The 20,868-nt window shown below is 66.2% G+C and carries 25 protein-coding genes; 13 read left to right on the top strand and 12 right to left on the bottom strand.

What is annotated here, in order from left to right:
- The first annotated feature begins 87 nt into the window (after nucleotides 1-87).
- From ppk2 to urtE, 8 genes are all read left to right on the top strand, one after another.
- Complete coding sequence (gene ppk2, locus FHW64_RS09395) at nucleotides 88-1,005, top strand: polyphosphate kinase 2 (protein WP_184525340.1); 918 nt, start codon at nucleotides 88-90, stop codon at nucleotides 1,003-1,005.
- Nucleotides 1,006-1,101: 96 nt separating this feature from the next.
- Nucleotides 1,102-2,151, top strand: a complete 1,050-nt coding sequence (locus tag FHW64_RS09400; RefSeq protein WP_184525341.1) for a PHB depolymerase family esterase — start codon at nucleotides 1,102-1,104, stop codon at nucleotides 2,149-2,151.
- A 20-nt stretch (nucleotides 2,152-2,171) separates the two neighbouring features.
- Complete coding sequence (locus FHW64_RS09405) at nucleotides 2,172-3,023, top strand: lipase family protein (protein ID WP_184525343.1); 852 nt, start codon at nucleotides 2,172-2,174, stop codon at nucleotides 3,021-3,023.
- 168 nt (nucleotides 3,024-3,191) lie between these two features.
- Nucleotides 3,192-4,460 carry an urea ABC transporter substrate-binding protein gene (gene urtA / locus FHW64_RS09410; protein WP_184525345.1) on the top strand — a complete coding sequence of 423 codons (1,269 nt, stop codon included), beginning with the start codon at nucleotides 3,192-3,194 and terminating at the stop codon, nucleotides 4,458-4,460.
- Between the two features lie 117 nt (nucleotides 4,461-4,577).
- On the top strand, nucleotides 4,578-6,155 hold the full coding sequence (urtB, locus tag FHW64_RS09415) for an urea ABC transporter permease subunit UrtB (RefSeq protein WP_221210288.1): 1,578 nt from the start codon (nucleotides 4,578-4,580) through the stop codon (nucleotides 6,153-6,155).
- A complete protein-coding gene (gene urtC / locus FHW64_RS09420) occupies nucleotides 6,152-7,393 on the top strand; it encodes an urea ABC transporter permease subunit UrtC (protein WP_184525347.1) in 1,242 nt (413 codons plus the stop codon). The genes urtB and urtC overlap by 4 nt, the downstream gene beginning before the upstream one ends.
- Nucleotides 7,390-8,265, top strand: a complete 876-nt coding sequence (urtD, locus tag FHW64_RS09425) for an urea ABC transporter ATP-binding protein UrtD (RefSeq protein ID WP_184525349.1) — start codon at nucleotides 7,390-7,392, stop codon at nucleotides 8,263-8,265. Before urtC ends, urtD begins: the two co-directional genes overlap by 4 nt.
- An 11-nt stretch (nucleotides 8,266-8,276) precedes the next feature.
- A complete protein-coding gene (gene urtE, locus FHW64_RS09430; protein ID WP_184525351.1) occupies nucleotides 8,277-8,969 on the top strand; it encodes an urea ABC transporter ATP-binding subunit UrtE in 693 nt (230 codons plus the stop codon).
- Here urtE and FHW64_RS09435 read toward each other — a convergent pair whose 3' ends face one another.
- Nucleotides 8,970-9,653 carry an anti-sigma factor gene (locus FHW64_RS09435; protein ID WP_184525353.1) on the bottom strand — a complete coding sequence of 228 codons (684 nt, stop codon included), beginning with the start codon at nucleotides 9,651-9,653 and terminating at the stop codon, nucleotides 8,970-8,972.
- Complete coding sequence (locus tag FHW64_RS09440) at nucleotides 9,640-10,215, bottom strand: sigma-70 family RNA polymerase sigma factor (RefSeq protein WP_184525355.1); 576 nt, start codon at nucleotides 10,213-10,215, stop codon at nucleotides 9,640-9,642. The genes FHW64_RS09435 and FHW64_RS09440 overlap by 14 nt, the downstream gene beginning before the upstream one ends.
- A gap of 222 nt (nucleotides 10,216-10,437) precedes the next feature.
- On the opposite strand from FHW64_RS09440, the gene FHW64_RS09445 reads away from it, so the two are divergent.
- A complete protein-coding gene (locus FHW64_RS09445; protein ID WP_184525357.1) occupies nucleotides 10,438-11,382 on the top strand; it encodes a VTT domain-containing protein in 945 nt (314 codons plus the stop codon).
- Between the two features lies 1 nt (nucleotide 11,383).
- Here FHW64_RS09445 and FHW64_RS09450 read toward each other — a convergent pair whose 3' ends face one another.
- The 3 genes from FHW64_RS09450 to FHW64_RS09460 are packed head-to-tail and all read right to left on the bottom strand — an operon-like array spanning nucleotide 11,384 to nucleotide 14,130.
- Nucleotides 11,384-12,829 carry an MFS transporter gene (locus tag FHW64_RS09450; RefSeq protein WP_184525358.1) on the bottom strand — a complete coding sequence of 482 codons (1,446 nt, stop codon included), beginning with the start codon at nucleotides 12,827-12,829 and terminating at the stop codon, nucleotides 11,384-11,386.
- A gap of 24 nt (nucleotides 12,830-12,853) precedes the next feature.
- Complete coding sequence (locus FHW64_RS09455) at nucleotides 12,854-13,684, bottom strand: urease accessory protein UreD (RefSeq protein ID WP_184525360.1); 831 nt, start codon at nucleotides 13,682-13,684, stop codon at nucleotides 12,854-12,856.
- Nucleotides 13,685-13,710: 26 nt separating this feature from the next.
- Nucleotides 13,711-14,130 carry a hypothetical protein gene (locus tag FHW64_RS09460; RefSeq protein ID WP_184525362.1) on the bottom strand — a complete coding sequence of 140 codons (420 nt, stop codon included), beginning with the start codon at nucleotides 14,128-14,130 and terminating at the stop codon, nucleotides 13,711-13,713.
- A gap of 88 nt (nucleotides 14,131-14,218) precedes the next feature.
- Between FHW64_RS09460 and FHW64_RS09465 the strand changes: the two genes are divergently transcribed.
- The gene (locus FHW64_RS09465) at nucleotides 14,219-14,428 is read left to right on the top strand and encodes a molybdopterin-binding protein (RefSeq protein ID WP_184525364.1); all 210 of its coding nucleotides are present in this window, start codon (nucleotides 14,219-14,221) and stop codon (nucleotides 14,426-14,428) included.
- Nucleotides 14,429-14,451: 23 nt separating this feature from the next.
- On the opposite strand, the gene FHW64_RS09470 is transcribed toward FHW64_RS09465, so the two are convergent.
- From FHW64_RS09470 to modB, 3 genes are read right to left on the bottom strand one after another with little or no spacing between them, the layout of a single operon-like run.
- A complete protein-coding gene (locus tag FHW64_RS09470) occupies nucleotides 14,452-15,231 on the bottom strand; it encodes an ATP-binding cassette domain-containing protein (protein ID WP_184525366.1) in 780 nt (259 codons plus the stop codon).
- On the bottom strand, nucleotides 15,228-15,989 hold the full coding sequence (gene modA / locus FHW64_RS09475; RefSeq protein ID WP_184525368.1) for a molybdate ABC transporter substrate-binding protein: 762 nt from the start codon (nucleotides 15,987-15,989) through the stop codon (nucleotides 15,228-15,230). Before modA ends, FHW64_RS09470 begins: the two co-directional genes overlap by 4 nt.
- A gap of 17 nt (nucleotides 15,990-16,006) precedes the next feature.
- Entirely contained in the window at nucleotides 16,007-16,684 is a 678-nt protein-coding gene (gene modB, locus FHW64_RS09480; RefSeq protein WP_260303728.1) for a molybdate ABC transporter permease subunit, read from the bottom strand.
- Nucleotides 16,685-16,833: 149 nt separating this feature from the next.
- Here modB and FHW64_RS09485 point away from each other — a divergent pair, with 149 nt between their 5' ends.
- Together FHW64_RS09485 and FHW64_RS09490 are read left to right on the top strand one after the other, a co-directional pair.
- A complete protein-coding gene (locus FHW64_RS09485; protein WP_184525370.1) occupies nucleotides 16,834-17,067 on the top strand; it encodes a hypothetical protein in 234 nt (77 codons plus the stop codon).
- Nucleotides 17,064-17,717 carry a nitroreductase gene (locus FHW64_RS09490; RefSeq protein ID WP_184525372.1) on the top strand — a complete coding sequence of 218 codons (654 nt, stop codon included), beginning with the start codon at nucleotides 17,064-17,066 and terminating at the stop codon, nucleotides 17,715-17,717. The genes FHW64_RS09485 and FHW64_RS09490 overlap by 4 nt, the downstream gene beginning before the upstream one ends.
- Here FHW64_RS09490 and tsaA read toward each other — a convergent pair.
- Complete coding sequence (gene tsaA / locus FHW64_RS09495; RefSeq protein WP_184525374.1) at nucleotides 17,678-18,157, bottom strand: tRNA (N6-threonylcarbamoyladenosine(37)-N6)-methyltransferase TrmO; 480 nt, start codon at nucleotides 18,155-18,157, stop codon at nucleotides 17,678-17,680. The genes FHW64_RS09490 and tsaA overlap by 40 nt on opposite strands.
- Entirely contained in the window at nucleotides 18,154-18,501 is a 348-nt protein-coding gene (locus FHW64_RS09500; protein ID WP_184525376.1) for a winged helix-turn-helix domain-containing protein, read from the bottom strand. Before FHW64_RS09500 ends, tsaA begins: the two co-directional genes overlap by 4 nt.
- Nucleotides 18,502-18,572: 71 nt before the next feature.
- On the opposite strand from FHW64_RS09500, the gene FHW64_RS09505 reads away from it, so the two are divergent.
- Nucleotides 18,573-19,118 carry a molybdopterin-dependent oxidoreductase gene (locus FHW64_RS09505; protein ID WP_184525378.1) on the top strand — a complete coding sequence of 182 codons (546 nt, stop codon included), beginning with the start codon at nucleotides 18,573-18,575 and terminating at the stop codon, nucleotides 19,116-19,118.
- A gap of 4 nt (nucleotides 19,119-19,122) precedes the next feature.
- Here the strand turns inward: FHW64_RS09505 and FHW64_RS09510 are convergent, their stop codons facing one another.
- Both FHW64_RS09510 and FHW64_RS09515 read right to left on the bottom strand, forming a co-directional pair.
- Nucleotides 19,123-19,644 (bottom strand): nucleoside deaminase, encoded by a 522-nt coding sequence (locus tag FHW64_RS09510; protein WP_184525380.1) that lies wholly within the window; start codon nucleotides 19,642-19,644, stop codon nucleotides 19,123-19,125.
- Nucleotides 19,641-20,669: an ABC transporter substrate-binding protein gene (locus FHW64_RS09515; RefSeq protein ID WP_184525382.1), complete on the bottom strand. Its 1,029-nt coding sequence runs from the start codon at nucleotides 20,667-20,669 to the stop codon at nucleotides 19,641-19,643. Before FHW64_RS09515 ends, FHW64_RS09510 begins: the two co-directional genes overlap by 4 nt.
- Nucleotides 20,670-20,868 lie beyond the last annotated feature (199 nt).

Raw genomic sequence — 20,868 nt, forward strand, 5'->3', positions numbered from 1 at the left:
TGACGTGCCCGGATTCGCTCACTTTTTGTCACAGGACTGTCATTTGCCGGTCGCAGGATGAGGTTTTCCCTTGCCTAGAGACGGACCATGACGCTCCCCAACATCCTGAGCGACCAGGAAGAACTCATGCAGCGCATCGCGCGCGACCTGGTCGACAGCTACGACGAAGAAATCGAGCTCGAGATCGAAGACCGGAGCATCGAGGAACTCGAATCCGGAAAGATCGACGACAAGGCCGCGCGGCAGGCCTATTTCAAGAACCTGTTCCGCCTTCAGGGTGAGCTGGTGAAGCTCCAGGACTGGGTGCAGAACACCCGGCAGAAGGTGGTCATCCTGTTCGAGGGCCGCGACGCGGCTGGCAAGGGCGGTGTGATCAAGCGCATCACCCAGCGCCTGAACCCGCGCGTGGCCCGTGTGGCGGCGCTGCCGGCGCCGAACGACCGCGAACGCACCCAGTGGTACTTCCAGCGCTACGTGGCGCACCTGCCCGCTGCGGGCGAGATGGTGCTTTTCGACCGCAGCTGGTACAACCGTGCCGGCGTCGAGCGGGTGATGGGCTTCTGCACCGACGACGAGTACGAGGAGTTCTTCCGCACGGTGCCCGACTTCGAGCGGATGCTGGTGCGTTCGGGCATCAAGCTGATCAAGTACTGGTTCTCCATCACGGACGACGAGCAGCACATGCGCTTCCTGAGCCGTATTCACGACCCGCTCAAGCAGTGGAAGCTCAGCCCGATGGACCTCGAATCCCGCCGCCGGTGGGAGGAGTACACCAAGGCCAAGGAAACCATGCTCGACCGCACCCACATCCCCGAGGCGCCGTGGTGGGTGGTGCAGGCCGTCGACAAGAAGAAGGCGCGGCTCAACTGCATCAGCCACCTGCTCGGCCAGCTTCCCTACCAGGACGTCGAGCATGCACCGGTGGTCCTGCCGGCGCGCGAGCGCCATGAGGACTATCTGCGCCATCCGGTGCCCGAGAGCATGTACGTGCCCGAGCAGTACTGATTGCGTCAGCCAGCACGCGTCTGATCGGCCAATCGCCCGGGTAGCCTGCTTCCGTCGAAGCTGCTACCGTGCGCGGACGACCATTGCCGCATATTGATGGCCCGCCGTGCAATCTCTCCGCTCACGCGCGCATACCAGCGCAACCTGAAGGCGCTCACAAAGGCGACGCTGGGCAGCAGCAAGCGCATCGCCAATCAGGTGCAGCGGGCCGCCGCGAAGCAGCTCAAGCCGCCGCCCGGCCGCGGTGACTGGCTGCCCGGCGTGGCGCTGGGTCCGGCAGGCGCTCGGCGCTATCACCTCTACCGGCCGCCCGACCTTCATCTCAAGTTCGGCGAAAAGCTGCCGCTGATGGTCATGCTCCATGGCTGCGGGCAGACCGGGCGGGACTTCGCCATCAGCACCCGCATGAACCGTATCGCCGAGCGCGAAGGCTTCATGGTGCTCTACCCCGAACAGGACCGGATCGCCAATGCGCAAGGTTGCTGGAACTGGTACGACCGCCGCTCGGGCAAGGCTGACGCGGAAGCCGCCACCCTGATGGCTGCGGTCGACCAGGTGCTGATGCTCTATCCGCTCGATCGCGAACGCGTCGCAGTCGCCGGGCTGTCCGCCGGAGCCAGCATGGCGGCGCTGCTGGCGACGCGCTATCCACTGCGCTTCAAAGCTGTGGCGATGCATTCGGGCGTGGCGCCGGGGGCAGCCAGGTCGCCCGCGACCGCGCTGGGCGCGATGCGCGGGCAGCACGTGCCGCCGATGCCCGCCACGGCCGTGGGCAAGGCCATGGGCGCTGCGGCCGTCTTCGCCACGCTGCCGCCGCTGCTGGTGCTTCATGGCGATGCCGACATCGTCGTGTCCGCCAGCAACGCAAGCAGCACCGCGGCGGTGTGGGCAGTCGCCACCGGCGCGCGTGCCGGCGCCATGCGCACCGTGCAGCGTGGCAAGCGCCATCCGATGCGCATCACCGACTTCACGCGCCGGGGACGCGTCGCGGTCACGCTGTGCGAGATCGCCGGCCTTGGCCACGCATGGAGCGGCGGTGCGCCCAGCATGCTGTTCACGGACGCCGCCGGGCCGGACGCGACCAAGCTGGTGTGGGCCTTTGCAGCGCGCCAGTTTCGTCTTGGCGCGGGCCAGCGTCCGCCTTGAATCGGGAGGGAGTCGATCACATGTCCAACATCGCCTACGACGCCAGCCGCGCCGCCTTGTACACCCCGGAGCGCCAAGAGACGCTGTTCGAGAGGGGTTGCCTCTACACGCCGACGCAGTGGGCTGTCGAGGCCGCGCGCCTCGCGTATTACCGGGCGGAGCAGTCGGAAGAAGAGGAACAACGCCTCGCTGCCGCGCTCGCGCAGGCGGGCTTCGGGGAGCCCAGGCTGTTCATCGACGCCGCGACCTTTGCGTTCGGGACGATCCATGGTGGCGACGGCACGACGCTCATCACGTTCCGCGGCACACAGCCCGATGAAATCCGCCACCTCGCCACCAACCTGCAGGCGCAGCAGCTCGATTGGCACGAAAGCGGCGGCCGTGTGCATGCAGGCTTCGCCAAGGCAGTTCGCGGCGTGCTGCCGCAGGTTGTCGATTGGCTCGCGGGCGAGGGGAGGCCGCGCAGCCGCCTCATCCTCGCCGGCCACAGCCTCGGTGCTGCGCTTGCCACGCTGGCCGCGAGCGTCCTCAAACCCGAGATGCTCATCACGCTCGGCTCGCCGCGCGTCGGCGACGCGGAGTTCGTCTCGACGCTTGCGCACCTCAACGTCATGCGTCTGGTGGACGGATGCGACGTTGTGACCCAGCTTCCGCCGGCGCTGTCGTTTTATGCGCATGCGGGTGCGGTGACCTATATCACCTGCATCACCGGCGAATGCATCGACGATCCTGCGCCGACCATGATCGAGGCGGATCGCATCGAAGGACGGGCGAAGTATGCGTCGGAGCATGCGTGGAAGCCGGGGGCCGTGCTGCTGCGCGAGTTGGCGGACCACGCGCCGATCAACTACGCGCGGGCGTTCTTCGGGTAAATGTCGTCGACTCCCCAGCTGTTCTCAAATTTGCTGCATTTGAAGCAAATTTGAGAACACGTCCGAGCGCACGGCGCTTCGGGCTTGTACGCCACTGGGCGTATTTCGGCTCCGCAGCCGAATCCGCAGACTCTCTCCATCGTTCAAACCACAGGAGAAGGTCTCATCATGCAACGTCGTTTCACCCTCAAGGCGCTCACCGCCGCCGTCGCGCTGGCAGGCCTTTCGGCCGCGCCCGTGTTCGCACAGGACACCATCAAGGTCGGCGTGCTGCACTCGCTCTCCGGCACGATGGCGATCTCTGAAACCGTGCTCAAGGACACGGTGCTCATGGCCATCGACGACATCAACGCCAAGGGCGGCGTGATGGGCAAGAAGCTCGAGCCGGTGGTGGTCGATCCGGCTTCCAACTGGCCCCTGTTCGCGGAAAAGACCAAGCAACTGCTCGGTCAGGACAAGGTGTCGGTGATCTTCGGCTGCTGGACCTCCGTCTCGCGCAAGTCGGTGCTGCCGGTCGTCGAGGAGATGAACGGCCTCCTGTTCTACCCCGTGCAGTACGAGGGTGAAGAGCTGAGCAAGAACGTGTTCTACACCGGCGCGGCGCCCAACCAGCAGGCCATTCCCGCTGTCGACTACCTCATGAGCAAGGAAGGCGGCGGTGCGAAGCGCTGGGTGCTGCTGGGCACCGACTACGTCTATCCGCGCACCACCAACAAGATCCTGCGCGCCTACCTCAAGAGCAAGGGCGTGGCCGACAAGGACATCGACGAGAAGTACACCCCGTTCGGTCATAGCGACTACCAGACCATCGTGGCCGACATCAAGAAGTTCTCGGCTGGCGGCAAGACGGCGGTGGTGTCGACCATCAACGGCGACTCCAACGTGCCGTTCTACAAGGAACTGGGCAACGCGGGCCTGAAGGCCAAGGACGTGCCGGTGGTGGCGTTCTCGGTCGGCGAGGAAGAACTGCGCGGCGTGGACACCAAGCCGCTCGTGGGCCACCTCGCGGCATGGAACTACTTCATGAGCATCAAGAACCCGACCAACACGGCGTTCATCAAGCAATGGAGCGACTACGCCAAGGCCCACAACATCGCCGGCCACAAGGACAAGCCGCTGACCAACGACCCGATGGAAGCCACCTGGATCGGCATCCACATGTGGAAGCAGGCGGTCGAGAAGGCCAAGAGCACGGATACCGACAAGGTGATCGCTGCGATGGCCGGCCAGACCTTCACCGCACCGTCGGGCATCGTCTCGAAGATGGACGAGAAGAACCACCACCTCCACAAGAGCGTGTTCATCGGCGAGATCAAGGCCGATGGCCAGTTCAACGTGGTGTGGAAGACGCCGGGTCCGGTCCGCGCCAAGCCGTGGAGCCCGTACATCGAGGGCAACGACAAGAAGCCTGACTACCCTGCCGGGAAGTCGCTCTGACCCCCAGCCTCGCCCACTTCGTGTGGCTCTGACACCCCCTTTCAGGGGGCAACACCAGCGGACCGGCGGAGCCGGTTCCGCGGTGTTTCTGAGATAGGGAACGTCGTGTTCAAACTCTTGCGCCACATTCAATTGCTTGCGGTCTTGCTTGCGCTGGTTTCAGGGAACTCGCATGCGCTGACTGCGGACGAAGCGAAGGCCATCGCTTCGGGCGATACCGAAGCGCGCATTGCGGCGCTCAACAAGGCGGTGGCTGCCGCCGATGAGAAGACGGGCGCATTCATTCAAGCCATGTCGGATGACGCGGTGAAGGTCACCGAAGACAAGGTGTTCGTCATCAAGGACGACAAGGCGTTCGACCCGGTCACCGGCGCGGAGCTGAAGCTCCCGGACGATGCCGAGGACGTGGTCAACAACAACATGATGCGTGGCGCGCTCGATGCAGCGCAGGCCGCGCTGAAGCTCACGAGCAAGGACGATGCTGTGCGCGCTGAAGCGGCACAGGCGTTGTTCAAGGAGCCTGATGAATCGCGGCTGCCGATGGTCGAGAAGGCACTGGCTGCCGAGACCAATCCGAAGATCAAGGCGCAGCTCGAACTGGTGCGAGCGGCGAGCCTGCTCAGCAGCGCCGACAAGGGCAAGCGGCTGGACGCGGCAAAGGCGCTTGGCGACAGCCGGAGCCCGGATACGAAGCTGCTGCTGAATCAGCGGCTTGCCGACGAGACTGAAGCGGATGTGAAGGCGGCGATCACTGCGTCGATCAGCAGCATCGATGGCTCGCTCGTGTGGGGCGATCGCATCAACGCAGTGTTCAGCGGCATCAGTTTGGGTTCGGTTCTGCTGCTTGCGGCATTGGGACTCGCGATCACCTACGGGCTGATGGGCGTGATCAACATGGCGCATGGCGAGCTGATGATGATCGGCGCCTATGCAACCTACGTGATGCAGGGCATCTTCCAGCGCTACCTGCCGGAGTCGATGTTCGGCTGGTATCTGGTGGCGGCTATTCCCGTCGCCTTTCTTGCATCCGCCTTCGTCGGTGCGGTGCTCGAACGCGGCGTGATCCGTTTCCTCTACGGTCGTCCGCTCGAAACGCTCCTCGCCACCTGGGGGATCAGCCTGATGCTCCAGCAGCTCGTGCGTTCGATCTTCGGGGCGCAGAACGTCGGCGTCGAGAACCCGGCCTGGATGAGCGGCGGCCTGAACCTGCTGAGCAACGTCACGCTGCCGTGGAACCGCATCTGCATCATCATCTTCGCGGGCCTGGTGTTGCTCGCGATGGGTTGGCTCATCGGCCGCACACGCCTCGGGCTCTTCGTGCGCGGCGTGACGCAGAACCGGCCGATTGCGTCGTGCATGGGCGTGAACACTGCGCGCATCGACACCTACGCCTTCGCGCTGGGCTCGGGCATTGCCGGGCTCGCGGGTTGTGCACTGTCGCAGATCGGCAATGTCGGGCCTGACCTGGGGCAGAGCTACATCGTCGATTCGTTCATGGTGGTCGTGATGGGCGGTGTCGGCCAGCTCGCGGGCACCGTGTATGCGGCCATGGGCCTTGGCATCCTCAACAAGTTCATCGAAGGCTGGGCTGGCGCGGTGCTCGCGAAGATCGCGGTGCTGGTCTTCATCATCATCTTCATTCAGAAGCGGCCGCAGGGCATCTTCGCAGTCAAGGGGCGGAGTGCCGAGGCATGAGCAGCAGCAAAGTCGTACTTCCCTCCAAGGGCCCACTCCTGAGCGGCAAGGGCTGGACCGCCTTCTTCGTGGCGCTGATCGTGGTCTGCGCGCTCGCACCGGTGCTCAACATGGCGGTGCCGGCCGGCAGCGCGCTGCACATGAGCGACTACGCAGTGGCACTGGTCGGCCGCATCATGTGCTACGCGATCTGCGCGCTCGCGATGGATCTAATCTGGGGCTACACCGGCATCCTCTCGCTCGGGCATGGCCTCTTCTTCGCGCTTGGCGGCTACATGATGGGCATGTACCTCATGCGCCAGATCGGCCGCGACGGCAACTACAAGAGCGACCTGCCGGACTTCATGGTGTTCCTCGACTGGAAGGTGCTGCCGTGGCACTGGGCGCTCAGCGACAGCTTCATCGCCACGCTGATCCTGATCGTCGCGGTGCCGGGGCTCATCGCCTTCGTGTTCGGCTTCTTCGCCTTCCGCTCGCGCATCAAGGGCGTGTACTTCTCGATCATCACGCAGGCGATGACCTTTGCGGCGATGCTGCTCTTCTTCCGCAACGAGACGGGCTTCGGCGGCAACAACGGCTTCACCGACTTCAAGCGCATCCTGGGCATCCCGATCGCGACGCAGGAAATGCGCATGGTGCTTTTCGTGCTCACCGGGCTGACGCTGCTGGGCTTCCTGCTGCTGTCGAAGTGGCTCATCGGCAGCAAGTTCGGCCGCGTGCTGCAGGCCATCCGCGATGCGGAGTCGCGCGTGATGTTCTCGGGCTACAACCCGCTGGGCTACAAGCTCACCATCTGGGTGATCTCGGCCGTGATGTGCGGCGTGGCCGGTGCACTCTATGTGCCGCAAGTCGGCATCATCAATCCGGGCGAGATGAGCGCGGCCAACTCGATCGAGATCGCGATCTGGACTGCGGTTGGCGGCCGCGCGACGCTGATCGGGCCGGTCATCGGCGCCTTCATCGTCAATGGCGCGAAGAGCTGGCTCACCGTGGCCTATCCCGAATACTGGCTGTACTTCCTCGGCGCGCTGTTCATCGCCGTCACCCTGTTCCTGCCGGACGGCATCGTCGGGCTGGTGAAGAAGCTGACATCGAGAGAGAAGAAGGCCGCAGCGGTGGAGGCGGAGCCCGGTGAGGCCCGCCAGCAGCCGCAGCGTTCGGTCGCTGCCGAGCAGGGTGTCGAACCCGCATCGCTCACGCCGCCGCTGGCCGTTGAACCCAAGGGAGCACGCGCATGACCCCCGATCTGATGGACGCCGGCGCCGAGCGCGTCGCCCGGCACATCGCTTTCGAGCAAACCCTGCACACCGAATCCGGCGGTCGCGCCGCGGGCTACGGCCGGCACATGACGCCCGGCGAAGTTGATGTGACGCACGGCCGGATCCTCTACCTGGACGACGTGAGCGTGAGCTTCGACGGCTTCAAGGCGATCAACAAGCTGTCGCTCGACATCGCGCCTGGCGAGCTACGCTGCATCATCGGGCCGAACGGCGCGGGCAAGACCACGATGATGGACATCATCACCGGCAAGACCCGGCCGGACGAAGGAACGGTGTTCTTCGGCAGCACCATCGACTTGCTGCGCCACAAGGAAGCCGAGATCGCGCAGCTCGGCATCGGCCGCAAGTTCCAGAAGCCGACAGTGTTCGAGCAGCTCACCGTGTTCGAAAACCTCGAACTGGCGCTGAAGACCGACAAGGGCGTGAAGTCGTCGATGCTCTTCAAGCTCGATTCGGAACAGTGCGATCGCCTCGCCGAGGTGCTGCACACCATCCATCTCGAAAGCAGCGTGCTGCGGATGGCGGGCAACCTGAGCCACGGGCAGAAGCAATGGCTGGAGATCGGCATGCTGCTGATGCAGGACCCGAAGCTGCTGCTGCTCGATGAGCCGGTGGCCGGCATGACCGACGAAGAGACCGCGCGCACAGCCGAGCTGTTCCTCTCGCTCAAGGGCAAGCATTCGCTGATGGTGGTGGAGCACGACATGAGCTTCATCCGCACCATCTCCGAGATCGTCACGGTGCTCTGCGACGGCTCGGTGCTCGCGCAGGGTACGCTCGACGAAGTGCAGGCGGACGAACGGGTCATCGAGGTCTATCTGGGTCGCTAAGGAAGCACCGCATGCTCACCGTCAAGAACATCCATCAGTACTACGGCGGCTCGCACATCCTGCGCGACGTCAGCTTCGAGGCGCGACTCGGCAAGGTCACCGTGCTGCTCGGCCGCAATGGCGTCGGCAAGACCACGCTACTCAAGTCGCTGATGGGCCTCGTGCCCATCAAGAGTGGCAGCATCGAATTCGACGGCGCGCCGATCCACAAGCGCACGCCCTACGAGCGCGCCCGTGCGGGCATGGGCTTCGTGCCGCAGGGCCGCGAGATCTTCGCGCGACTCACGGTCGAGGAAAACCTTCGCATGGGTCTCGCCTACAAGTCGGGCAGCACGCCGGTGCCGCCGGAACTCTACGAGCTCTTCCCGGTGCTCAAGCAGATGCTGAACCGGCGTGGCGGCGATCTGTCGGGCGGGCAGCAGCAACAGCTCGCGATCGCCCGTGCGCTGGCGCCGAAGCCCAAGCTGCTGATCCTCGACGAGCCGACCGAAGGCATCCAGCCGAGCATCATCAAGGACATCGGCCGCGTGATCCGCATGCTGGCCGACCGCGGCGACATGGCGATCGTGCTGTGCGAGCAGTACTACGACTTCGCTCAGGAACTGGCCGACGACTACCTGGTGATGGAGCGGGGTGAAGTCATTGCGCGAGGGCTCGGCAAGGACATGGAAGCCCAGGGCGTGCGCCAACTCGTCGCGATCTGATCAGCTTGCGGGTGGCTGCGCGGCGGCCATGCGTTCGCGGGCGAGTTTTGCGAAGGCCTGCAACTCAGCCGCATTCAGGTCGGACACTGCCCAGGCCTGCATGCCGCCTTCGGTCCAGCGCACCATGTTGTAGCCGCGGCGCGCGACCAGCTGCTGAGCGGAAGCCGCATCACGCGAATCCGGCCAGACGAACAGGTTGACGACGTGCTGCCCCGACCGGTAGACCAGCGCCGCCACGGCACGCCCTTCGATGTAGTCGAGCCGGGCGCCGATCAGCGGATGGCCTTCTGCCGCGAGATCGACTACCGGCGGAGAGAAATCGAGCTTGCCGGCGAACCAAGGCTTGACGGTGTGATGGTCCGTCGACGCCACATCCATCAGATGCCCGGCCATGAGCGAACGGATGTGGCTGTCGGTGACCGCGTCGTCGAGCGCATTGGTCGCTGTGCCCAGCAGCAAGACGAACGACAGGCCCCACGCCGTGGCGGCACCCGCGCCGAAGAGTCCAATTGCCTGCAGCCAGCGCGGGCGTGCCTTCGGGCGCGGTGGCGGCACGTAGGTCGGCGCGCCTTCCGCGTTCCGCACGCCCGCACGGATGCGTTCGGCCAGCGCGGGCGGCGGCGCATGCCGCGTGGCGTCCCGCCGGATCAGCTTGCCGAGATCGTCCGCTTCAGTGGGTTGCATCGCGATGGGCTCCTGGTTTGTCGGGTGGCGCTTCCTCCTGGAGCGCATTGCGCAGCAGCGCGCGGGCGCGGGAGAGGCGCGACATCACCGTCCCGACCGGGATGCCGGCAATGCGCGCAATTTCCTCGTACGACATGTCTTCCATCTCGCGAAGCACGATGACCTCGCGGAACGGCGGTGCGAGCGCTTCGATGGCCGCATCGATGCGCCGGCCGAGGGCGCGCTGTTCCCAAGCCGCAGCGGGATCGCCGCCGTCGCGCTGTGCTGCGCCGATGCCGGCGTCCTCCGTGCCGGCATCGCGAAACTCGTCGAACTCCACCTGATCCGCCAGATGGCGCGACTGGCGCATCGTGTCGTAGCACGCGTTGCGCACGATGCCCAGCAGCCACGGCCGCGCATCGCCGCCGCGCAGGTCGTCGAAGAATCGGAACGCGCGCAAGTAGGCCTCCTGCACCGCGTCTTCGGCCTGCTGGTCGTCGCGCAGCAGCCAGCGCGCCAGGTTGTACGCGGCGGGCAGGTGCGGCAGGGCCGCGGTCTCGAATCGGCGGGTGCGGTCGTTCAACGCTGTCTTCCCCTTGCATGACGGGGCACGTCGCAGGTTTATTCCCGAACGGGCGGGACAGGCGGCGCCGCCGTCATGCACAGCGCGATTCTGTTCCTTCCCGCCCCATCGGGGAGCCCTTTCACGGCTGGAAGGCGCTACGCTCTGGCCAGTCCAACAACCAGAGCCGCCCGCCATGCCGATGCCTCCCGCTGTCTGCCTGTTGCCTCCGGGGAGCTTCGCATGGAGCAGCTGAGCCTGCTTCTGGTGGAACACGCCATCGCGGTCGTGTTCGTCGCCACCTTCTGTGCGCGGGTGGGGCTGCCGGTGCCGGCGTCGCCGCTGCTCGTGGTGGCCGGTGCGCTGGCCGCAATCGCGCAGCCGGTGTTGCTGGTGGGCATGGTGGCCGCGTCCTGGATCGCGAACCTGCTCGGCGATGCCGTCTGGTTCTATGCGGGGCGGCTCTATGGCTACCGTTTCATGCGGCTGCTCTGCAAGATCTCGATGTCGCCAGATTCCTGTGTGCGCCGCAGCGAAACGCTGATCGGCCGATGGGGCGGGATGTCGCTGGTGCTGGCGAAGTTCGTGCCGGGCGTGTCGGTGATCGCGCCGCCCATGGCGGGTGCGCTGGGGATGTCGTCGTGGCGTTTCGTGGCGTTCGACACCGCCGCTGCGCTGCTGTGGACCGGCATCTTCCTCGCGCTGGGCTGGATCTTCCGCGACCAGATCCAGGCGGTGCTCGATGCCATGTCGCAGGCGGGCGGCATCGCCATCGTGGCGCTCGTCGTCGTGCTCGCCGTGATGCTCGCGGTGCGCTACTGGCGGCGCCGCACCTTCATGCGCCTGACCGGCATGCCGCGCGTGACCGTCGGCGAGCTGTTGACGATGATGGACGGCGAACCGCCGCCGATCGTCATCGACGTGCGCGGCGAGGCAGGCGTGCAGGTGGATCCGCGGCGCATTCCCGGTGCCCTCGCGATCGCGCTCAAGGACATCCAGCAGAGGCGCGTCGAGTTGCCCTTCGAAGGCGGCGACCGCGAGGTCGTGCTCTATTGCAGTTGCCCGAACGAGGTCTCGGCCGCGCTGGGCGCGCAGGCGTTGGCTTCGCGGGGCATCAAGCGGGCGCGACCGCTGGCGGGTGGGCTCGAGGCATGGGTCGAGGCGGGGCACCCCACCTACAACGGTTGAATCAGGCGCGCGGCCCTGGCGCGTCGTGCGGCGCGGACCCGAGAGGCGGCGCGATCTCCTCGAGCGGCTTGCGCTCCGCATCCACCGCCCAGCGCCATGCGATCGATCCGGCCACGATGACCAGCACCGCGCCGACTGCATAGCCGATCGCCACCGCGCCGCGGCTGCCGGTCTCGATCAGCGCACCGAAGAGCGCCGGCGCGACGAAGCCTCCCGCACCCGTGCCGACCGCATAGAAGATCGATATCGCGATGGCACGCATCTCCAGCGGAAAGACCTCGCTCACCGTGAGATAGGCCGAGCTCGCGGCGGCCGACGCAAGGAAGAACACCGCCGACCAGCACAGGGCCTGGCTGCGTGCATCGAGAAGGCCCTGCATGAAGGCCCATCCGGTCAGCCCAAGCCCGATACCCGAGCACACATAGGTCAGCGCGATCATCCGCCGCCGGCCCACGCGGTCGAACAACGGCCCGAGGATCAGCGGCCCGAGCACATTGCCGAGCGCAAAGGGAAAGATGTAGAGCGCGACCCTGCCTTCGGGCACGCCGTGGAATCGCGTGAGCACCAGCGCGTAGGTGAAGAAGATCGCGTTGTAGAAGAAGGCCTGCGAAATCATCAGCGCCAGCGCGACCATGCTGCGCTGTGGATAGCGACGCAGCAGCACATGCAGCACTTCACGCCAGCCGGGCTCGGCGCGTGCGCCGAAGTGCACATGGCCGACGGCGGCTGGCAGCGGACCGTGCTGCTTCGCCACTTCTTGCTCGATGCGCCGCACGATGGCTTCGGCTTCTTCCGCTCGGCCGTGCGCGATCAGCCAGCGCGGGCTTTCCGGCACGTCGCGCCGCACCAGCAGGATCGCCAGCGCGAGCACCGCGCCCAATGCGAAGCCGACGCGCCAGCCGGCCACCGGCCCCAACACGCGCGGGTCGAGCAGCCACAGGCTCACTCCCGCACCCAGTGCCGCCCCGATCCAGAAGCTGCCGTTGATTGCGAGGTTCACTCGCCCGCGCACACGCGCCGGAATCAACTCGTCGATGGCGGAGTTGATGGCCGCGTACTCGCCACCGATGCCCAGCCCGGTCGCGAAGCGGCAAGCGGCGAAGAAGGCGAAGCCGGTCGAAAGAGAGGTCGCCAGCGTCGCGACCGCGTAGACCGCGAGCGTCAACAGAAACAGCCGCTTGCGGCCGAGCCGGTCCGCCAACCGTCCGAAGACCAGCGCGCCGATCACCGCCCCCGCGATATAGAGCGATCCGGACCAGCCGATCTGCGTCGCGGTCAGCGCCAGCGTGTCCGGCCGTTCCAGCACGCCGCCGAGCGAGCCGACCAGGGTGACCTCCAGCCCGTCGAGCACCCACGCCACGCCGAGCGCGATGACGACACGCCAATGCCAGCGTGACCAGGGCAGGCGATCGAGGCGGGCCGGGATGTCGCTTCGATCGATGCGCACGTCGGCGTCCCCCGGATGGCGCGGCTACATCGCCCAGATACGAGGCGGCTGGCCCGGGAGCTTCCAGAGTTCGGCGCGCCAGGCCATCCAGACCTGGCGCAGCAGCTGCATTGCCGGTTCGACCACCGGCGCCAGCGCGCGCAGCACGATGACCTCGGCGTGCGGACTGGTGACGCCGGCGCTTTCTTGCAGCGAATGCCGCTCGATCAGCGACCGCGCCGCATCGAGCGCCGCTTCACGCCGCTCGCGGGCAATCGGCGAGCCGGCGACGAAGAAGATCGATGCGATGCAGCGATGCCCTGCAAAGCCGAGCGGACTCTGCAGCAGCCGCAGATCGCTTGCGTCGATTCGCCCGCGCTCCAGCCAGACGCCCGGCGCCTCGATGTGCTGCTGCAGCGTGCCGTGCTCGAAAGGCTTGCCTGCATTGGGCAGGCCGAGCGCGGTCACGTCCCAGCCGATGAGTTCGGCGCCCGGTGCGACACGCAGGGTCAGCCGGTTCTCGGCGCGGCAGCCGCTGTAGCAGATGGCTTCGAGCGGCAGCCATTCGAGGCGTGCGCCGGGCTCGAGCGTGAGTTCTGTGCGCTGGCGAGCGAGCTCACCCTCAGAGCGGTAGAAGCGGCTGGCACCCGGGGTGGTGATCAGTCCGTGGCTCCCCGAGGCGGCTCGCACGCGGATGTCCAGCGTGTCGCCACTCACCAGCCCGCCGGGTGGATGCACCAGTACGTTGTGGCAGACCGCGTCGCCCTCGGGATAGAGGCTCTGGAGAATGCGCAGCGGCCCGTCGTGTCGGAAGCGCGCGGTGCTGCGTTGTTGTTCGAGACGGTAGTCGAGGTCGAGTTGCGCGTGCCAGGGCATGGACCGAGTGTAGGGATTTCGCGTGCTCAGCGATGACGAAGTGCCTCGGGTGCATGGATCGCTTCACCGAGCGCGGCGTGGAGGGCAGACGCGTCCGCCCTGGAAAGAAGGAAGCCCGATTCGACGCCGCGATCGGTCTGCAGGCACAGGGCGACTGCGTCGTCGACACCGGTCCGCTCGGCGCTCCATTGCGTCACCGGGTAGGCAATCAGCGCGCTGTTCAAGCGGCTACGCGCCTGCAGTGCCGCGTCGAGGCGGGGGAGTGCGCGCATCAACTGGTGGAGCGCCCAGGACGGAAGCTGCATTCGATATGTTCCGTTTTGCATATCGACGAATCCGAGAACGAATCCATTCTCTTGCTCAAGAAGCTCGACGCAATCGAGTTCTACACGCTGAATCACTTGGGATTTTGTGTCGTCCGATCGTTGCATCTGCAGCCAGTCCATGGGAATGTGCTTCGTCCGTGATGTACAGCGAAGCATATCGTGTGATCGCAGCTCGGTGAGTAAACTGCGCGTTTTCACGGAGTCCACCATGAAAATCAGCGCCCGCAACGTTCTTCCCGGCAAGGTTGTGTCCATCGTCCGGGGGCCCGTCACCACGGAAGTCACGCTCGAAATCGCTCCTGGTGTGCAGGTGGTCTCGACGATCACCAGCAGCTCGGCCCAGTCGCTCAACCTCTCGGAGGGCGGCAAGGCTTATGCGGTGATCAAGGCGTCGAGCGTGATGGTCGGCACGGACTGAGGCTCTCGTGGCGCGCCGCGACTCTACCCACCGTGGAGCAGGCGGCGCAGCTTCCTGCGCTCGGGTGTTTCCTCGAGCCGCGCGGGCACGCCGAGCTTCTGCGTCATCAGCGATCGGCTGGTGCCGTCGCGCAGATTGACTTCCTGGGTCACCTGGCCAGCCTCATAGACGAAAGCGACGTCGGCCAGGTCGAGCACGTCGTCGATGTCGTGGGTGATCATCAGCACCGGAATGCCCCACTCGCGCTGCATTGCGGCGAGATCTTGCCGCACGGCGCTGCGCAGCATGGGGTTGAGTGCCGCGAAGGGCTCGTCCAGCAGCAGAACCTTCGGGCGGCACGCCAGCGCACGCGCCAGCGCCACGCGCTGCTGCTGTCCGCCGGACAGGGTGCGCGGACGGCTGTCGGCCATGGCGCCCAGATCGAAGCTGCGCAGCAGGGCGTCCACCTGCTCGGCGTCTTCGTGCGAAAGACGCCGCTTGCGCCACGAGGTGAGCCCGAACGCCACGTTCTCGCGCACCGTGAGGTGCGGAAACAGCGCGTAGTTCTGGAACAGGTAGCCGATGCGCCGCTCGGGCGTCGGCACGTCGATGCCCTGAGCGGAATCGAACAGCGTGCGGTCGTCGACCTTGATATGTCCGCGCGATGGGTGGAGCAGCCCGGCGATGGCCTGGAAGGTCAGCGACTTGCCGGCGCCGGATGGGCCGTAGAGTGCGGCAAAAGGAACGTCCGTGGCAAAGCGCGCCGCGAGGTCGAAGCGGCGCGTGCCGTCAGTGACTGTCAGTTGCAGGTCGACGTCGATCACGGCTTGCCGAAGCCGAAGCGCGTCAGCACCGCCTGCGCCTGCTCGGTGGAAAGGAACGCGATGAAATCCTTTGCCAACGCCTTCTCCTTGCTCTCGGCAGTCACGGCGATCGGATAGGACACGGGCGTGTGGCCGGTCGCCGTGAGCACCACGCGCACCTTGTCGCCCATCACGGCGGCATCGGTACGGTACACGAAGCCGGCTTCCGCTTCACCGCGGCTGACGTAGTCGAGCACCTGGCGGACGCTGTCGGCCTGCACGAAACGGGGTTCGAGCGGAGCCCAGAGTTTGGCGGCCTCGAGCGCCTCGCGCGTGTAGCGGCCAACCGGCACGGTCGCAGTCTTGCCGATGGCGATCTTCTTCACGTTGGGGCCGGTGAGGTCCTGCAGCGTCTTGAGGCCGGCGCCGCCCTGGGCGGGCTCGATCAGCACGAGGCTGTTGGTCGCGAAGTCCTTGCGCGTGGCGGTATCGATCAGCTTCTGGGTCACGGCGCGGTCCATGGTTTCCTGGTCGGCGCTGGCGAACACGTCGACCGGCGCACCCTGGCTGATCTGCTGGAGGAGCACGCCCGAGGCCGCGAAGTTGAAGCGCACGGTCGCGCCCGGCTTGCTCGCCTCGAACTTGGTGCCGATTTCCTTGAAGGCATCGGTCAGGCTCGCGGCAGCCGACACCGTGAGCTGCTGCGCCATGGCGCCAACCGGCAGCGCCAAGGCGAGAACGATGGAAGCAAGGCGGGTGGCGAGACGGGACGTGCGCATGAAGGGGCTCCTTGGCGTCAGCGGAGTGAGAAAAACCGGTTCGACAGAACCAGCACGGTGATCGAAAGCAATGACGTGACGACGACCAGCACCAGCGCGAGGTCGTCGTTGCCGGCCTGCGCGGCGTCATAGATGGCCATGGACAGGGTCTGCGTCTGCTTGGGGATCGAGCCCGCGACCATCAGCGACGCGCCGAACTCGCCCATGGCACGCGCAAAGGCGAGCAGCGTGCCCGCGAGGATGCCCGGCCACGCGAGCGGCAGCGTCACACGCAGGAAAACGGACAGGGGGGACTGGCGCAACGTGCTGGCCGCCGCCTCGAGCGATCGGTCCACATGCTCGAACGCCGCGCTGGCCGACTTGAGCACCAGCGGCAGCGCCACCACCGCCGAGGCCACGACCGCGCCGTGCCAGCTGAAGATGATCGTGTAGTCGAAATGCTCGCGCAGCCAGGCGCCGAGCGGGCTGCGCCGGCCGGCCGCAACGAGGATTCCGTAGCCGATGACGGTGGGTGGCAGCACCAGCGGCAGCATGAACAGCGACTCAAGGACCGGGGAGCCCGGAAACGGCTTCCGCGCGAAGAGCCAGCCCAGCATGACGCCTGCCACCAGTGCGAGCAGCGTCGCAAAGGTCGCGACCTTGACCGAGAGCACCAGAGGTGACCAGTCCATCGATGAAAGGAAGGCGATCGTCATGCACTTGAGGGAATGACGGCATTGTTACACATGGAAAACAAGGAGTAGAAGGGCGCAAGTGTCGATCAAGAAAAGATCAATCTTCATATACTCACCGATACAGCGATGAGGCAAGATCGCGACTGCAAGCAACTGAACCCAGTCACACCATGCGACATCCCGAGTACGACACCGTGGTTCGCTCCGTCGACGGAAGGCCGGAGCTTCGTCGCGTCGCCGAAGTCCATGAATGGCGTGTCGAGCAGGAGCTGGACTCCAGCCGCTTCGTGATCTCGGTAGTGACCGCGGGCGGCGAGGCGCAGTCCTTCCTGGTTGCGCTCGCGGATGCTCAGGACATCGGCGACGTCCTGAGCCGCAAGGCGGGCGCCGCCTGCGGAGGATGACCGACGTGCTGGATGCGCTGACGCTCGCCGAGCAGAGGCTGGAAGACTTCATCTCGCGGCGCTCCGTCTCGCCAAAGCGCCTGAAGGCACCCGCTCCCAACGCCGACGAACTCGAAGCCATCGTGCAGGCCGCGCTGCGCGCTCCGGATCACGGGGGCCTTCTGCCGTGGCGCCTGATTGAATTCCGACCCGAGACGCGCGAGATGCTGGCTCGCTGCTTCGAGCAGGAGAAGCTGCGGCGCGATCCGCTGGCCGGCGAGTTCGATCTCAGGCGGGCCCGCGAGCACGCATTGCGCGCGCCGATGCTGCTGGGCTTCGTCGTGTGTCCCCGCCGGCGGACCCGGGTGCCGATGCGCGACCAGTGGCTCGGTGCGGGTGCGGCGCTTGGCAGCATCCTCGGCGCGGCGCACCGGCTTGGCTACGGCGCGATCGTGCTGAGCGGGGAGCGCTGCTTCGACCCGATCCTCGCCGGGCAGCTCGGCGTGGCGCAGGGGGACTACCTTGCGGGCTTCATCAGCATCGGAACCATCGCGGAGCCGCCACCGCGTGCGCGCGAGCGGCTGTCGCAGGCGGTGCTTTCGCGCTGGCCGGGACAGCCGAACGCCGCCGATCAGGCCATGCGGTCGTCGGACCGCACCTTGGGCAACTGATCGAGCCTCGCGGCGAACCAGCCCACCCGATCGGTCCCGCGCGCGTCGAAACGCGGCACATAGGGCTTGATGTCGAGGACCGGCGTCTCATCCAGCATGTCGTTGCCGGTGAAGTGAAGCGTGCATCCTTCGACCGACACGAGCCGCACGATCGACAGGCCGATCCGGTTCGGGCGTGCCGGCGCACGGGTCGCGAAGACGCCATGCGTCTCGGTGTCGAGAAAGGGCACGACCTCCAGCAACTCCTTGCTGGCCCGGTGCATGTGCGTGAGCAGAATCAAGTACTCGAAGCCCTCGATGTCCTTGAGCCCGGCCGCGAATTCGGGAAGGACTTCGATGCGGCCCGGCTCGTCCGGCGCGCCGGCGGTCTGGATCGGCATGCCCGCCACTTCGGTGAAGCGGCTGTGCACGATGCCGATGGGCCGCAGGCTGATGGTCATGGCGCGAGCAGGCGTGTCAGTGCGGTGATGTCGGCTGCCGCGGCGACGCGCGATGTGCTTTCGATGGCGCGGTAGTGGCGCACGATCTGCTCGCCGACCGGCGTCAGTGCGCTGCCGCCGCCGTGCGTGCCGCCGGTGGCCGTGGCGACCGCCGGCGAACTGAGCGCACGATTCATCTCGTCGATCAGCATCCATGCGCGGCGGTACGACATGCCAAGCTGCCGGCCAGCGGCAGAGATGGAGCCGGTTTCCGCGATGGCTTCGAGCAGCGCGATCTTGCCGGGACCGATGGCGATGCTCTCGTCGCGGTAGATGCGCAGGCGGAACTGCACTTTGGATTTCATGGCGCGGAGGTTAATCGATCCGGCCGTGATGTCAGAATGAATACATCGCGAATCTCCTGGAGTGACAAGCCATGCGCATCGCAATTCGCCAGTGGTGTTTCGGGCTTCTGATGCTGGTGGCGCTGGCCGTTGCGGGCTGTGCCGCGGGGGCGGGCAATGCGCCGGGCGGCACTCCGGATGCAGCCGGCAAGGGTGGATTCGCGCCCAGCTTCTCGGTGTCGGGCGCAGTTGGCAAGCCGTCGACTTTCGACCTGGCGGCGCTCCAGGCGCTGCCGAGCACCCAGCAGATCACGAGCAGCGGCGTCTACACCGGTGTCAGCCTCTGGACGCTGCTCGAAAGCGCCTCGGGCGGCATCAAGCCCGGCAGTGGACGCAATCCATTGATCGCGATGTACGCCGTGGCGACCGGCAGCGACGGCTACCGCACCGTGCTGTCGATCGGGGAGATCGATTCGGCGCTCAGCGGCAAGATGGTGCTGGTCGCTTACAGCGTCGACGGAAAGCCGCTGGATCGCAACGGCATGGCGCGGCTCGTCGTCACGTCCGACGCGAAGGCGACGCGCTCGGTCTCGAACCTGACCAGCATCGAAGTCTTCGCGCTGCCGCCTGCGCGCTGAGCGCTCAGGTCTTCCAGGCGCCGTCGTGCGCCGCAGCGGCTTCGTCGACGAGCGCGGGGCCGATGCACTCGATCGGATGCGGCGACGCGCGGAACACATCGCGGCACGACAACTCCGCATCACGCTGGTCGCCACGTTCACCGCGAAACACCCGCAGGCGCTCCGCATCGATGCCGAACACCACCCGGCCGATGTTGGCCCAGAAGATCGCGCCCGCGCACATCACGCAAGGCTCGCCGGACGAATAGATCGTCGCGCCGGCGAGTTCCTCGCGCGGGAGCTTGCGCTCGGCGAGCATCCGCACCGCGTTGGTTTCGGCATGGCCGGTGACGTCACCTGTCTCAGCCGTGTTGCAGTAGGCCTCGGCCAGCACTTCGCCTGTGGCGGACACGATCACCGCGCCGAACGGCCGGTTGCCACGTCGCCGGGCCGCGTGCGACCAGACGATGGCCTTGCGCAGGTAGCGTCCGTCGCGTTCGTCGAGCGGGGATTCGGTCGGAAAGAAGTCAGGTGGGAGCGCGGTCATGCCTTGATGCTACGTTCTGCGCGGGCCGGCAGCATCGAGCTGTTGAAAATGGCGTCGGCCGATGGTTTGACTTTGAGGCCGAACACATCGGCTACTTCGTCGACCTGCTGTTCGAGCGTGAGCTTGCGGATGTCGCCGAGGCCATGGGCGCGCGTGTCTTCCGCGCCAACGTACTGGGCCGTGATCGCCCATCGGTCGAGTTCCACTTTCGCATCGAGGATCGGCTCGCGCTGCCGCATCGCCGCAATGCTCGGCGCCGGGTTCGCGAAGGTCTCGACGATCGCGCGATTGGTCGCACGCAGGAAGGCGGCCACCGCCTTCGGGTTCTGCGCGATCAGGTTGCTGCTGGCGAGGATCGCGTTGCCGTAGAGGTTGACGCCCGCATCCGAATACTTGAGCACCGACAGCTCGTCGAGCTTCATGCGCGCGAAGAGCGAAATGGCCGAGTCGTGGAAGTAGGTCGCTGCATCGACGTCGCCGCGCACCATCACGTTGTCGCGCGCGCTGAAGTCGGTGGTCTGCCACTGGAAGGCGTCGCCCTTCATGCCCTTCTTGCGCGCGACCATCGGCCATGCGCGGCGGGTGGATTCGACCGCCGCGGCGGCGACCTTCTTGCCCTGCAGGCTCTGGAAGTCACCCGTGATGCCGCGGTCCTTGCGGCCGATGATCACGAATGGTGCGCGGTTGTAGTACTGGTAGACCGCCTGCACCACCGGAGTGCCAGGGTTCTGCGCATTGAACTCGACGAGCGAGCTGATGTCGCCGAGACCCAGTTGATAGACGCCGCTTGCGATGCGCGTGATCGAGGCGACCGAGCCCGCGCCCGTGTCGATCGTCACATCGAGCCCTTCGTCCTTGTAGTAGCCCTTGCTCTCCGCCAGGAAGAAGGGCGAGGTCTGCCCGTTGATACGGAAGTCGAGCGTGAACTTGAGCGGCGTGAGCTTGGGGTTCTGGGCGAAGACGCTGGGCGCGCCGAAGGCGGCGGCACCGGCCGCGACGGAAGCGATGAAGGAACGGCGTTGCATGAAGAGATCTCCGGAAAGTTCGTGGGTCCTGAGCGCCCGCCGTGTCATCAGGGCTGGGCGCCTCAAGAGCAATTTCCGGGCGGCGCACGATGGGTGTGCGTGCGCTGCTGAACGCTTCTACTCTCGACCGTCGTGATGCAGGAGGCATGCCAGCGCATCCGGGCGCGTAACTTGCATGAGCATCAACGCAGAGTAGAAG

Source organism: Variovorax sp. Sphag1AA (assembly GCF_014192575.1).
In the GTDB taxonomy this organism is placed as follows: Bacteria; Pseudomonadota; Gammaproteobacteria; order Burkholderiales; family Burkholderiaceae_C; genus Variovorax.